This window comes from Ruegeria sp. BB1, from assembly GCF_056539465.1.
The window spans coordinates 1-13314 of the sequence record NZ_JBQFVB010000011.1 but is presented as its reverse complement, the minus strand read 5'-3'; the positions used below and the strand labels follow the sequence as shown (position 1 = coordinate 13314).

The 13314-nt window shown below is 58.7% G+C and carries 13 protein-coding genes; 12 read left to right on the top strand and 1 reads right to left on the bottom strand.

What is annotated here, in order from left to right; translation table 11 throughout:
- Nucleotides 1-2: 2 nt before the first annotated feature.
- Together ruvB and ACR0AL_RS18570 are read left to right on the top strand one after the other, a co-directional pair.
- The gene (gene ruvB, locus ACR0AL_RS18575) at nucleotides 3-1022 is read left to right on the top strand and encodes a Holliday junction branch migration DNA helicase RuvB (RefSeq protein ID WP_058283170.1); all 1020 of its coding nucleotides are present in this window, start codon (nucleotides 3-5) and stop codon (nucleotides 1020-1022) included.
- 62 nt (nucleotides 1023-1084) lie between these two features.
- Nucleotides 1085-1708, top strand: a complete 624-nt coding sequence (locus ACR0AL_RS18570; RefSeq protein ID WP_368040042.1) for a hypothetical protein — start codon at nucleotides 1085-1087, stop codon at nucleotides 1706-1708.
- Nucleotides 1709-1711: 3 nt separating this feature from the next.
- Here the strand turns inward: ACR0AL_RS18570 and ACR0AL_RS18565 are convergent, their stop codons facing one another.
- Nucleotides 1712-3418 (bottom strand): SulP family inorganic anion transporter, encoded by a 1707-nt coding sequence (locus ACR0AL_RS18565; protein WP_480664198.1) that lies wholly within the window; start codon nucleotides 3416-3418, stop codon nucleotides 1712-1714.
- Between the two features lie 180 nt (nucleotides 3419-3598).
- Between ACR0AL_RS18565 and ybgC the strand changes: the two genes are divergently transcribed.
- The 10 genes from ybgC (at nucleotide 3599) to ACR0AL_RS18515 (ending at nucleotide 13064) form a co-directional block, all read left to right on the top strand.
- Nucleotides 3599-3994 (top strand): tol-pal system-associated acyl-CoA thioesterase, encoded by a 396-nt coding sequence (gene ybgC / locus ACR0AL_RS18560; RefSeq protein WP_170351710.1) that lies wholly within the window; start codon nucleotides 3599-3601, stop codon nucleotides 3992-3994.
- A 109-nt stretch (nucleotides 3995-4103) separates the two neighbouring features.
- Entirely contained in the window at nucleotides 4104-4799 is a 696-nt protein-coding gene (tolQ, locus tag ACR0AL_RS18555) for a protein TolQ (protein WP_170351709.1), read from the top strand.
- Between the two features lie 2 nt (nucleotides 4800-4801).
- Nucleotides 4802-5278: a protein TolR gene (gene tolR, locus ACR0AL_RS18550; RefSeq protein ID WP_170351708.1), complete on the top strand. Its 477-nt coding sequence runs from the start codon at nucleotides 4802-4804 to the stop codon at nucleotides 5276-5278.
- Nucleotides 5279-5287: 9 nt separating this feature from the next.
- Nucleotides 5288-6388 (top strand): energy transducer TonB, encoded by a 1101-nt coding sequence (locus ACR0AL_RS18545; protein WP_170362404.1) that lies wholly within the window; start codon nucleotides 5288-5290, stop codon nucleotides 6386-6388.
- Nucleotides 6385-7704, top strand: a complete 1320-nt coding sequence (tolB, locus tag ACR0AL_RS18540; protein WP_170351706.1) for a Tol-Pal system beta propeller repeat protein TolB — start codon at nucleotides 6385-6387, stop codon at nucleotides 7702-7704. Before ACR0AL_RS18545 ends, tolB begins: the two co-directional genes overlap by 4 nt.
- 88 nt (nucleotides 7705-7792) lie before the next feature.
- Nucleotides 7793-8302, top strand: coding sequence for a peptidoglycan-associated lipoprotein Pal (gene pal, locus ACR0AL_RS18535; protein WP_170351705.1), 510 nt, complete (start codon nucleotides 7793-7795; stop codon nucleotides 8300-8302).
- Between the two features lie 4 nt (nucleotides 8303-8306).
- Nucleotides 8307-9137, top strand: a complete 831-nt coding sequence (ybgF, locus tag ACR0AL_RS18530; protein ID WP_170399274.1) for a tol-pal system protein YbgF — start codon at nucleotides 8307-8309, stop codon at nucleotides 9135-9137.
- A complete protein-coding gene (gene tilS, locus ACR0AL_RS18525) occupies nucleotides 9134-10387 on the top strand; it encodes a tRNA lysidine(34) synthetase TilS (protein WP_170414251.1) in 1254 nt (417 codons plus the stop codon). The genes ybgF and tilS overlap by 4 nt, the downstream gene beginning before the upstream one ends.
- A 76-nt stretch (nucleotides 10388-10463) precedes the next feature.
- A complete protein-coding gene (gene ftsH, locus ACR0AL_RS18520) occupies nucleotides 10464-12380 on the top strand; it encodes an ATP-dependent zinc metalloprotease FtsH (RefSeq protein ID WP_170362401.1) in 1917 nt (638 codons plus the stop codon).
- Nucleotides 12381-12485: 105 nt separating this feature from the next.
- A complete protein-coding gene (locus tag ACR0AL_RS18515; protein WP_480648911.1) occupies nucleotides 12486-13064 on the top strand; it encodes an MOSC domain-containing protein in 579 nt (192 codons plus the stop codon).
- The last annotated feature ends 250 nt before the right edge of the window (nucleotides 13065-13314 follow it).

Here is a 13314-nt window from a genome sequence, read left to right as displayed (position 1 = left end):
GAATGGTAGATGCAGATCCCACCCTGCGGCCCGAGCCGATGCCCGAGGATAATGACCGCGCCCTGCGTCCGCAGGGTCTGGACGAATTCATCGGTCAGGCCGAGGCACGCGCCAATCTGCGTATCTTCATCCAATCCGCCCGTCAGCGGGGCGAGGCAATGGATCACACGTTGTTTCACGGCCCTCCGGGGCTGGGGAAAACCACTCTGGCGCAGATTATGGCGCGTGAGTTGGGGGTGAATTTCCGCATGACCTCGGGGCCGGTGCTGGCCAAGGCGGGGGATCTGGCGGCGATCCTGACCAATCTTGAATCGCGGGACGTGCTGTTTATCGACGAAATTCACCGTCTGAACCCAGCGGTCGAAGAAGTGCTGTATCCGGCGATGGAGGATTTCGAACTGGATCTGGTGATCGGCGAAGGCCCTGCCGCCCGGACCGTTCGGATTGAATTGCAGCCCTTTACGCTGGTCGGTGCGACCACGCGGATGGGTCTGCTGACCACGCCGCTGCGCGACCGCTTCGGGATACCGACCAGGCTGCAGTTTTATACGGTCGACGAGTTACATGAGATTGTCACCCGCAACGCCCGAAAACTGGGGGCACCTGCGGATGATGACGGTGCGCGTGAGATTGCGCGACGTTCGCGCGGAACACCGCGGATTGCTGGGCGGCTGCTGCGGCGGGTTGTCGATTTCGCCATTGTCGAAGGCGACGGCCGGATCACGCGCGAACTGGCGGACGGGGCCTTGACGCGGCTGGGCGTGGATCATCTGGGGTTGGATGGCGCAGACCGGCGCTATCTGAAGCTGATTGCCGAGAATTACGCAGGTGGTCCGGTGGGGATTGAGACCCTGTCGGCGGCGCTGTCGGAAAGCCGCGATTCGCTGGAAGAGGTGATCGAGCCCTTCTTGTTGCAACAGGGTCTAATCCAACGCACCCCGCGCGGCCGGATGTTGGCGCAAAAGGCATGGACGCATCTGGGCATGGCTGCACCGAAGGGACAGAGCGATCTGTTTGGTTGAAGTACGCACCATTAGATTTTATGCCACCGGCGGCCGTATTTGATTCAGAAAAGGGGCAGGGCGTGACACCCGATCAGATCGAGGCGCTGTTTACGCGCGAAAGTGGTGAGTTTCTGTTTGCCCGTTGGGGGCGCCCCATCGTGCCGATTGTCTTTGGTGTTGAGGATGAAACACTGGCAACCGTCAAAGGCGCGATCGAGGCCGTGGTGGCATTGGCCGGGCACAAGATGGCCGAAACGGATCCGGAACTAGGCGCCAATTGCATGGTGTTCTTTTTCCGCGACTGGCAAGAGTTGCTGGAGGTTCCCGATCTGGATCGGCTGATCCCCGATCTGGCACCCCTGGTGGATCGTCTGGTGGCTGCGGATGCCAACCAGTACCGGATTTTCCGCTTTGAAGAAGACGGAGCGATCCGCGCGGCTTTTGTTTTTCTGAGAATGGACAAGGAACTGTCCAAGGTTCCGGCGGAAACACTCGCGCTTAGCCAGGTGGTGCAGACCATCTTGCTGTGGTCGGACACCGCATTTCGGACCCAATCCCCATTGGCTGTTGCCGGGGAAACAACCGTTCTGCGACCCGAAATCGCCGAGGTGATCCGCGCGGCCTATGACCCGATCCTGCCCGGGGCTGCGCAGGATGCGTCACACGCGCTGAGGCTGTTTGCGCGGCTACAAGCGCCGCAATAAAGCCTAGGCAAGTGGTTTGCTCTGGTGCTGAAACGCCTTAATTAGATCGCTGCCGGTGTCAAAGTATGCGTCAGGCCCGACCAGATCGGTGACACCGTAGCGGTCCAGTTCTTTGCGGACATCCGGTTCGACCAGCAGAAAAACCAGTCGAATGTTTTTGGACTGCAGCAAGTTGTGGATATTTCGCAATGAGTAACCTGCGGTGAAATCCACATCATCAATGGCAGAAGCTTCGATGCAGAACCACCGCAACTTGGGGTCGGCCCTATTGACGATTGAAGCGACCTCGTCCGACAGCCGTTGCGTGTTGGCGTAATAGAGGCTGTGGGAAAAGCGATAGATCACCAGGCCGGGTTTGAACTGGTTTGACGTGGTGACGGGACTTATCTGCCAGCCGCCATCAGGGCTTTGGGCGATGATCGCGTTCTTGGGGTGGTATCCCCGGCGCGTGTGGTCGATCAGCGACAGAACCATGGCAAAGATGATCCCTTGCTCGACCCCGATCAGAACCACAACACCTGCTGTGGCCACCGCGATCCAGAATTCTGACCGTGCCTGACGATAAATGGCAGCAAGGCCCTTCAAATCGATTAGCTTTACACCGATCAGGAAAACTACCGCGGACAGCGCGGCATTGGGCAGGAACGCAAGCGGCCCGGTCAGAAACAGGATCACCACCAGAACAATCGCCACCGTCGTCAGTTGCGCGATTTGATTGCGGCCTCCGGCGCTGGCCACCATCTCGGTTTTGGTGGGGCTGCCGTTGACGACGAAAGTGCCAGTAAAGGCCGCGCCGAGATTGGCCAAACCCAACCCGACAAGATCGGTGTTTTCGCTGAACTTGTCCTCGTACCGGGCCGCATAAGCGCGCGAGGTTGCGGCGCTCTGGGCAAGGATCACCACAAAGATCGACAGGGCGGTAGGGGTCAGTTGCTTGAACAGAGCCCAGTTCCAATCCACATCCGGGATTGAAAGGGCGGGCAGGCCACCGGAAACTGCGCCCAGCACGGTGACGCCCGCCGCGCTGAACTGGAAAGTCCAACTGCAAAGGATGATGCCCAAAATTGCGATCAGCGGGCCGGGTATTTTGGGCGATAAACTTTTGCACCCAATGACGACGACCAGAACGGACAAGGATACCGCGATCGTTGGCCAGCTTGTCTGGTCATAGTGCTGTATCAAGCCCTGAAGTTTGGCCAGCGTTCCGTGGCCCGACGCCTCGATCCCCAGCATTCCGGGCACCTCTCCCGTGGCCACCTGAATGCCTACGCCAGTCAGAAAGCCAACCAGTACTGTCCGAGATAAGAAATCGGCTAGAAAGCCAAGGCCGATCAGGCGCGCGGCAATCAACAGCACTGCTGCCATCAGCGCCAGCAGAGAGGCCAGCGCCAGATATTCCGAAGATCCTGACACCGCCATACCCGCCAGAGCAGACGCAGTTATGGCCGCCGTGGCGGAATCCGCCCCCACGACAAGATGCCGCGATGATCCGAACAGGGCGAACAGCGCCATCGGTATCAGGATCGTGTACAGTCCCGTCACCACAGGGGTGCCTGCGATTTTGGTGTAGCCCATCACCTCGGGGATCGCGAGACAGGCAAAGGTCAGTCCGGCAAGAACCTCAGTCGGCAGGGACGACCGCTTGATCGGCACGATACCCTGCAGGATGGGCAGTGGGAATTTGCCCTCTTCTCGGTGGGGGGTGGCCATGGGATCCCCTTTAAATTCAAACCTCTATTTGGTCAGCCTAACCAGCTAGGGGATAAATTTCGATACCAAGTGTTGGGTGACCAGATTTTTTGTAACCTTATAGGGATTGCGCGTTGGCCTGTATCTGTGTGAGGCATGTCCTGCCCCGTTCCAAAGATTTCAACAGGATGGAATGCCAGTATGACCGACCCGCAAAAGCACATCTATTCGGTTCGGGTCTATTATGAAGACACCGACATGGGCGGCGTGGTCTATCACGCGAATTACCTGAAATACATCGAGCGCGCCCGGTCGGACTATGTGCGCCGGTTGGGCAATGACCAAAATGCGATGCGCGATGATGGGATAGTTTGGGTCATCCGGCGGATTGAGGCGGATTACCTGGCCCCGGCCAAGTTCGACGATGAGTTGACCATCGAAACTCATTTCATTTCACGCTCGGGCGTTCGGCTTACGATGGGGCAGTTGGTAAAAAGAGGCGAAACCGAGATTTTTCGTGCCACTGTCACCGCTGTTTGCATGAATGCACAGGGCAAACCGGTGCGGCTTCCGGCAGAGATTCGCGCATTGCTGTAACAAATTGCGGCGTTGGGGTGGTTCTGTTGGCTTTTCAGGACCATCTGGGTTAGCGTTTGACAAAACAAGGCCAAACGAACGGCCAACAGGCAAAACAAAGAGCAGGTTCATGGAAGCTGAAACGCTGGCGCTGGCGCAGGAGATCGATTTCTCCATGTGGGGGCTGTATGCCCGCGCGACCTTTATCGTCAAACTGGTGATGCTGATGCTGATCGGCGCATCTATCTGGTCCTGGGGCATCATCATTCAAAAGCTGATCAACTACCGCGCGGCACGACGTGAGGCCCAGGTGTTTGATGAAAGCTTCTGGTCAGGGAACCCCCTTGATGAGCTGTTCGAACAGATTGGAACGCAGCCTGATGGCAGTTCGGAAAAGATTTTTGCCGCCGGTATGATCGAATGGCGGCGGTCTCATCGCACTGATGGCGGGCTGATCGCCGGGGCCACGGCGCGGATCGACCGATCCATGGACGTTGCCATCGCGAAAGAGGCTGAGACGCTGCAAAAGGGCCTTCCTATTCTGGCGACCGTCGGCTCGACCGCGCCGTTTATTGGTCTATTTGGAACCGTTTGGGGCATCATGAACGCCTTTATCGAGATTGCCGAGCAACAGAACACAAACCTCGCCGTTGTGGCGCCGGGTATTGCCGAGGCGTTGCTGGCCACGGGTCTGGGCCTGCTGGCGGCGATCCCGGCGGTCATTTTCTACAACAAGCTCAGTGCGGATAGTGACCGGATCGTTGGCGGGTACGAAGCCTTTGCTGACGAGTTCGCCACCATCCTGTCGCGACAGTTGGACAGCTAACGATGGGCGCGGCAGTTCAGCAAAACGGTGGTGGGAACGGGCGCAGACGCGGGCGGCGTCGCGGCCGGGCGCAGCCAATGGCCGAAATCAACGTGACGCCGTTTGTGGATGTCATGCTGGTGTTGCTGATTATTTTCATGGTTGCGGCCCCGCTTTTGACCGTTGGGGTGCCTGTAGACTTGCCGAAAACGGCGGCCAGTGCCTTGCCCGGCGATAACGAAGAACCACTGACCGTAACACTGACCGCGGATGGACGCGTGCAGATCCAGACGACGGACGTGGTGCGCGAAGAGTTGATTGGCAAACTGCGCGCCATTGCGGCAGAACGCAGCAGTGATCGCGTGTTCCTGCGGGCCGACGGGGCGATTCCTTACGCGCAGGTGATGCAGGTAATGGGTGCGTTAAATGCGGGTGGGTTTTCCAATGTGGGTCTTGTGACCGATAGCGGCGGGCCGGCCCTGGACGAAGGTGGAGAGTGAGGCCGCGCGGTGGATACCGGCACCAAGATCTCGGCTATTGCCCATGTCGTCTTGATTGGATGGGCTTTTTTCGGCGGCACGTTCCGGTCCGACCCCCTGCCTATGGCTGTGCAGGAGGTGTCGGTGGTCTCGGTTGATCAGTTCGATGCTTTAACCGCACAGCGCACCGCGCCTGAGGTGTCGACACCCGTTGCCCTGCAACCGCCCGAAGTGCCCACCGAAGATGTGACACCGCCCGCACCGGTTGAAGAAGAACAAACCCCACCCGAGGTTGTGACCCCAGCTGAACCCGAGCCCGATCCCGTACCCGAACCGGTCGAGGCTCCGCCAGAACCCGAAGTGGTCGACGAAGCGCCGACACTGGATCAGCCCGAGCCAGTGACCGAAGTGCTGCCCGTGGCTCCGGGCCCCGAGGCGCAGCCGCGCCCCGCTGACAAGGTTGCACCGGAACCCATTGCGCCACCACCGCCCGAGGCGGAACCGGACGAAGTGGAAACGCCCGCTGTGTCGCTGGATGAGGGTGCGGATACCCAGCAGGAACAGCAGGATCAAACCGCTCCGGAAGAGGCCACGGATCAGATCGTGACCGAAGCCGAGGAAACCAAAGAGAACGCTCCGCGTACGTCCCCGCGACCGCAGGTGCGGCCAAACCGACCCGCGCCACCGGCAGATCCGGTAGTGGCAGAACCTGAGGAGCAGGAGTCGACGCCACCAACACAAGTTGACGAAAGCGCCGTTGAAGATGCTTTGGCCGAGGCTTTGCAAGAGAGTAGTGAGCCTGCTGGTCCTCCACTGACAAGCGGTGAAAAAGATGCAATGCGTCTGGCTGTGTCACAGTGTTGGAACGTGGGGTCATTGTCCACGGATGCCTTGCAAACGGTTGTAGTCGTTGGATTTTCATTGACCCGTGAAGGGAAGGTGGAAGGCGGTAGCCTGCGTATGATCGATAGCTCGGGCGGAACAACGGCGTCTGCTAAACAAGCTTACGAAGCTGCCAGACGGGCAATATTGCGCTGTGGCGCCAAAGGATACGACCTGCCTGCTGACAAATATGCTCAGTGGCAAGATATTGAGATTACATTCAATCCCGAGAGGATGCGGATCAAATGATGAGATTTCTGACCAGCCTATTGCTTGGCCTGACGATTATGACAGCGCCGGTATACGCACAGAGCGGACCGCTGCGTCTGGAACTGGATCAGGGGATCATTGAACCCTTGCCTTTTGCGGTTCCGAATTTTGTGCCTGACGGGCCAGCCGCGGCGCAATATGCCAACGACATCTCTCGAGTCGTAGCCGCCGACCTGACCGGTACGGGGCTGTTCCGCGAAATCTCATCGGACGCATTCATCAGTCGGGTCAGTAGTTTTGATGCGCCGGTCCAGTTTGCCGACTGGAAAGCCATCAACGCAGATGCGCTGGTGACGGGTGCTGTGAACGTCTCCGGCAACCGGCTGACTGTGCGATTCCGGGTGTGGGATGTGTTTTCGGGTCAGGAACTGGGCAACGGTCTGCAATTTGCAGGCACTACCGAAGGGTGGCGACGCATGGCGCATAAAGTAGCCGATCAGGTTTACAGCCGCATCACGGGAGAGGGCGGATATTTCGACAGCCGCGTGGCCTTTGTTTCCGAAAGCGGGCCCAAGGATCAGCGCCTGAAACGTTTGGCGATCATGGATTATGACGGAGCCAACGTGCAGTACCTGACTGACAGTGCCGCCATCGTCCTTGCCCCGCGCTTTTCGCCGTCGGGCGATCGGTTGCTCTATACCAGTTATGAAACCGGTCAGCCACGCATCTATGTTCTGGACGTCGACCGAGTGAAAAGAACCGAATTGCAGACGCAAGAAGGCACGATGAGCTTTTCCCCACGCTTTTCGCCCGATGGCCGCTCGATTGTTTATTCGCTGATTCAGGGCGGCAATACCGACCTGTGGAAGATGGACCTGGCCTCGGGCCAAAGCGTTCGACTGACCAATACGACGGCCATTGAAACCGCGCCTAGCTATTCCCCGGACGGTTCGCAGATCGTGTTTGAAAGCGACCGCTCGGGCACACCGCAGCTGTATATCATGCCCGCCAATGGGGGTGAGGCAACACGGATCAGCTTTGGTCAAGGCCGCTACGGCACCCCGGTCTGGTCGCCGCGTGGCGATTTGATTGCGTTTACCAAGCAAAACAAGGGCCGTTTTCACATCGGTGTCATGCGTACGGATGGCAGTGAAGAACGACTGCTGACCTCATCCTTCCTTGATGAGGGGCCGACCTGGTCCCCCAATGGCCGCGTCATCATGTTTACCCGCGAAACGCAGGGGGCCAGCGGGCGGGCGACGCTGTATTCCGTGGATATTTCGGGGCGGAACTTGCATCCGGTGCGCACTCCGGATGGCGGCAGCGATCCGTCTTGGGGGCCATTGCAGAATTGATCGGGGCAGGCGGTTGGAAAAGTTCACAAAAATCCTGCACTGTGATACAGAGACGGCAATAAACCGATAAAACAACGAGGCACTTGAAATGAACGTATTGGGCAAAGTTCTGGCTATAGGCGCGCTGAGTGTAATCGCCGCCTGTACCAACAACGATCCATCGGCACTGGGTGGCGGTTTTGGAAATGGCGCAAATGGTGCCATTGCGCCGGGCTCGCCCAGCGATCCGCGCTCGCCCGCCTATTTCCAGCAAACTGTTGGCGACCGGGTATTGTTTGCAGTGGATCAGTCCACACTGACGCCACAGGCGCAAACGGTCTTGCAGGGGCAGGCAGACTGGCTTTTGGCCAACCCGGATTTCGTGGCTACTATCGAGGGTCATGCAGATGAACAAGGCACACGCGAGTATAACCTTGGTCTGGGCGCGAAACGGGCGAATGCGGCCCGCGACTATCTGATCTCGCGCGGGGTGGCAGGGAACCGCCTGACAACAGTCAGCTACGGCAAGGAACGCCCGATTGAGATTTGCAGCACCGAGGAATGCTATTCCAAGAACCGCCGCGCGGTTACGGTGCTGACCGGTTCAACCTTGGGGTAAAACGATGAGACTTGCAGGATGGGTTCTGGCCGCAGTTATTGCGACCGCCGGTGTGGCACAAGCACAGGATCAGCAGACGCTGGCGGATATCCGTCAGGAATTGACAGTGCTGCACGTGGAGATTCAACGCCTAAAGCGTGAGTTTTCGACGACCGGATCTCCGGCGCCGAACCTGTCTGGCAGTTCCATTCTGGAACGGGTCGACGCGATCGAGGCCGAGTTGCAACGCCTCACGAGCCAGACCGAGCAGCTAAATCAGCGGGTTCAGAACGTCGTGACCGATGGCACCAACCGGATCGGCGACCTGGAGTTCCGTCTGGTCGAACTGGAAGGCGGAGATCTGAGTACGCTTGGCGAAACCTCGACCCTGGGTGGTGATTCAGGAGCTACGGTCGGTTCTGCGGTACCCATTTCACCAACGCCCTCTTCGGTAAGCGAGCAGGGGGAACTGGCGATCGGCGAACAATCAGACTTCGAAGCTGCTGCGCTGGCCCTGTCCGAAGGGGATTTTCAGGCCGCAGCCGACCAGTTCGCGCAGTTCGATTCGTCGTATCCAGGCAGCCCGCTTGCGCCCGAAGCACATTTGAAGCGCGGGCAGGCGCTGGACGGATTGGGTGACACGCGTGAGGCCGCACGGGCGTTCTTGGCCAGCTTTACCGGCGATTCCGAGGGTGCGTTTGCCCCCGAGGCCCTGTTTGAACTGGGTGCCGCGTTGGGGCGTCTGGGACAAACCGAACAGGCCTGTATCACCCTGACAGAGGTTGGCGTGCGGTTCCCGGCCTCGGCCACAGTATCCGCCGCCACTCAGGAAATGGCGTCGCTGGGCTGTTCTTGACGGGCGAGGCCGAAACACTTCGATCTGAACTCCGCACGCGGCTGCCTGACCGACTGCCGCCACGTTTGGGTATCGCCGTGTCTGGTGGCGGGGATTCGGTGGCGCTGATGCATCTGTTGCATGAAATCGCGCGGTCCGAGCAGGTCGATCTGTTCGCTGCCACCGTGGATCATGGATTGCGCCCCGAATCGGCATCTGAGGCTATTTGCGTGGCCGAACAGGCCGCTGGATTGAATATCCCGCACGAAACGCTGCGGTGGCAGGGGTGGGATGGTGCGGGCAATCTGCAGGATCAGGCCCGTCAGGCGCGGTATCGATTGTTGACCGACTGGGCGAACCGGAATGACATATCGGCGATTGCTTTGGGACATACAGCCGATGATCAGGCCGAGACTGTTCTGATGCGGTTGGGCCGGGCGGCCGGTGTGACAGGATTGTCAGGGATGCCTTGGGTGCGGGACCAAAACGGCGTGTCGCTGCTGCGCCCGATGTTGGGAATCACTCGGCAAACCCTGCGCGGCTACCTGTCGCGGATCGGCGCAAGTTGGATCGAGGACCCGTCGAATCAGGACTTTAAATTCGACCGGATCAAAGCGCGTGAAGCCCTGACAGGGCTGGAACCGCTGGGGATTTCTGCACAATCGCTGTCGCGCGTGGCCGAAAATCTTGCACAAGCGCGTGAAGCACTGGCGCGTTATACGCAGGAATCCGCACGACGGGTTACTGCAGTTGATGGCGGGGACATCTGCGTGGACCGCAACGGCTTTGAACGGCTTCCGGCAGAGATCCAACGACGGCTGATCGTTGGAATCACCGCGTGGATTACAGGACCGGGCTATCCGCCGCGCGGGGCTGCCGTGGATCAGGCTGTGGCAGCCGTTCGGGATGCAAAGACCCTGACTCTGGCGGGCTGTTTGTTGATCCCACTCGGCGATAAAATGTGGTTTTGCAGAGAGCTAAACGCCGTGGCGACAGAAATCACCGCCCCGGAAAAGCTTTGGGATGACCGCTGGGTTCTGTCCGGCCCTCGGGCCGTGGGCGCCGAGGTGCGTGCGCTAGGTGAGACTGGTTTGCCGCAGGTGCCGGAATGGCGCGCATTGGGCAAACCACGTATGGCGCTTTTGGCCTCGCCTGCCGTGTGGAGCGGTGAAAACCTGCTTGCTGCACCCCTAGTTGATTATTCCAACGGTTGGACAGCCGAAATGGCCCCACAAAGGCCCGAGTTTTACTCTTCGCTTTTATCGCATTGAACATGCTTGAATCATCTCTATTTTATAGGGCAAACCGGCAGACCCCCACCTGCCGAAATCTTTTGGGAGATATTCCTTGGGCAACGCTCGTAACATCGCCTTCTGGGTCGTTCTGTTTCTGCTGATCCTTGCACTGTTCAATTTCTTTAGTGGTCAGGGCGGAACGCTTCAGAGCAATGAAAGAACCTATTCCGATTTTGTCAGCGCAGTTGAAAGCGGCGAAGTCAAAAATGTGACGCTGGACGGTGAACAGATTCGCTATTCCACGCAAAGCGGCGCGACCTATGTCACCATCAAACCCGCCGATGCCGAAGTCACCAAGCTGCTGATCGATGAGAACATTCCCGTTCAGGCCGTGAAACAGCAGCAATCCGGGTTTCAGTCCTTCCTGATCACGTTGCTGCCTTTCCTGCTGCTGATCGGTGTCTGGATTTACTTCATGAACCGGATGCAGGGCGGTGGCAAAGGCGGCGCGATGGGCTTTGGCAAGTCCAAGGCCAAGATGCTGACCGAAAAGCATGGCCGCGTGACCTTTGACGATGTCGCGGGCATTGATGAGGCCAAGGAGGAATTGGAAGAGATCGTGGAATTCCTGCGCAACCCGCAGAAATTCAGCCGTCTGGGTGGTAAGATTCCGAAGGGCGCGCTGCTGGTTGGCCCTCCGGGTACCGGTAAAACGCTGCTGGCCCGTGCCATTGCGGGTGAGGCAGGTGTGCCGTTCTTCACCATCTCGGGCTCCGACTTTGTAGAGATGTTCGTTGGTGTCGGTGCATCCCGTGTCCGCGACATGTTCGAACAGGCCAAGAAGAACGCGCCTTGTATTGTCTTCATCGACGAGATCGACGCCGTGGGCCGCCATCGTGGTGCTGGTTATGGCGGTGGTAATGATGAACGCGAACAGACCCTCAACCAGTTGCTGGTCGAGATGGACGGGTTCGAGGCCAACGAAGGCGTGATCATTCTGGCGGCCACCAACCGTAAGGATGTTCTGGACCCTGCGCTGCTGCGTCCGGGCCGATTTGATCGCAACGTGACCGTCGGCAACCCCGACATCAAAGGCCGCGAAAAGATTCTGGGCGTTCACGCACGCAAGACGCCTCTGGGCCCCGATGTGGACCTGCGCATCATCGCGCGTGGTACGCCGGGCTTCTCGGGTGCGGATTTGGCGAACCTCGTGAACGAGGCCGCGCTGATGGCCGCGCGCGTGGGCCGTCGCTTTGTCACCATGGAAGATTTTGAGAATGCCAAGGACAAGGTGATGATGGGGGCCGAGCGTCGCTCGATGGTGCTGACCCAGGATCAGAAAGAAAAGACCGCCTATCACGAGGCCGGTCACGCCGTTGTCGGCCTGACTCTGCCGCTGTGTGATCCGGTCTACAAGGCGACGATCATCCCGCGCGGTGGTGCGCTGGGCATGGTTGTTTCGCTGCCGGAAATGGATCGCCTGAACTATCACCGTGACGAATGTGAGCAGAAGCTGGCCATGACCATGGCGGGCAAAGCCGCAGAGGTGATCAAGTACGGCGAAGACCACGTTTCGAACGGTCCTGCCGGTGACATCATGCAGGCCAGCCAACTGGCGCGCGCCATGGTGATGCGCTGGGGAATGTCGGACAAGGTCGGCAATATCGACTATGCCGAGGCGCATGATGGATACTCTGGCAATACCGCCGGTTTCTCGGTTTCGGCCCATACCAAAGAGCTGATCGAGGAAGAGGTGAAGCGTCTGATCCAGCAGGGTTACGAGCGCGCCCACCAGATTCTGACCGAACAGAACGAGGAATGGGAGCGTCTGGCACAGGGTCTTCTGGAATATGAGACGCTGACCGGGGACGAGATCAAACGCGTCATGAACGGTGAATCGCCCAGCGAGGGTGATGATGATGGTGACAATCCCGACGAGGGCAGCGCGCCCAGCGTGACGGCGATTCCCAAGACAAAGGTCAAGAAGTCTCCGCCCGATGGCGGGATGGAGCCGGAACCTTCAGCTTAAGTACATCAGACCCGGGCATTGTCCCGGGTCTTTTTTGCTTCACTTCACAGTCGGGATACGTACGGTGCGAAGAGCCGTTGTCAGGAATTTGGAGCGAGGCCCCACATGCCGGTGATGCGAAAAACCGAGTATTCGGCGCAGGTTGTCTGGTTGGGGCATGTACCGTCAGGTGGCTCGCTGCGCGCCCGTCCGGTCGATCGGTTGGATCTTGATTTTGCCGGGGAAACAGGCGCCCGTCACGCAGGGGTCAATCGAGCCTCATGTATGCGTATGAAGAACCTGTACCCCGAAGATACTGAAATTCGAAATGTGCGTCAGTTGACGATTCTGTCGTCCGAAGAAATGGACGAGATCGCAAGTGAAATGGGGCTGGAAACGCTCGACCCCACCTATTTGGGGGCGTCAATCGTGCTAAAGGGAATACCGGATTTTACCCATATTCCGCCCTCATCGCGGCTGCAGGCCCTCGATGGGCTTACGATGACCGTTGATATGGAGAACCGCCCTTGCATCTATCCAGGGAAAGAAATCGAATCTGACATTCCAGGCTATGGCAAGACGTTCAAACCCGCCGCCAGGGGCCGTCGCGGCGTCACGGCCTGGATCGAACGTCCGGGAACGTTGAAGCTGAACGACTCCGTCTCGCTTTTTGTGCCGGATCAGCGCGCGTGGGAACCCTCATAAGCCTCGGAATGTTGCGCTAACAGCGCCAGAACTGGGTCAACGCCGTTTCACGCCATGATTATGTCGGAATTCATATCCATTGCGATTGTACACGACGGTATGGATTGATCAGCACCGACGTATTGCGTCGGCACGCACGGCATTCAATCAGGGACCCTGCCCAATGAGCTACAAATCCGACATCGAAATCGCCCGTGAGGCGAACAAGAAGCCGATTCAGGAAATCGGTGCGAAAATTGGCATCTCCAGT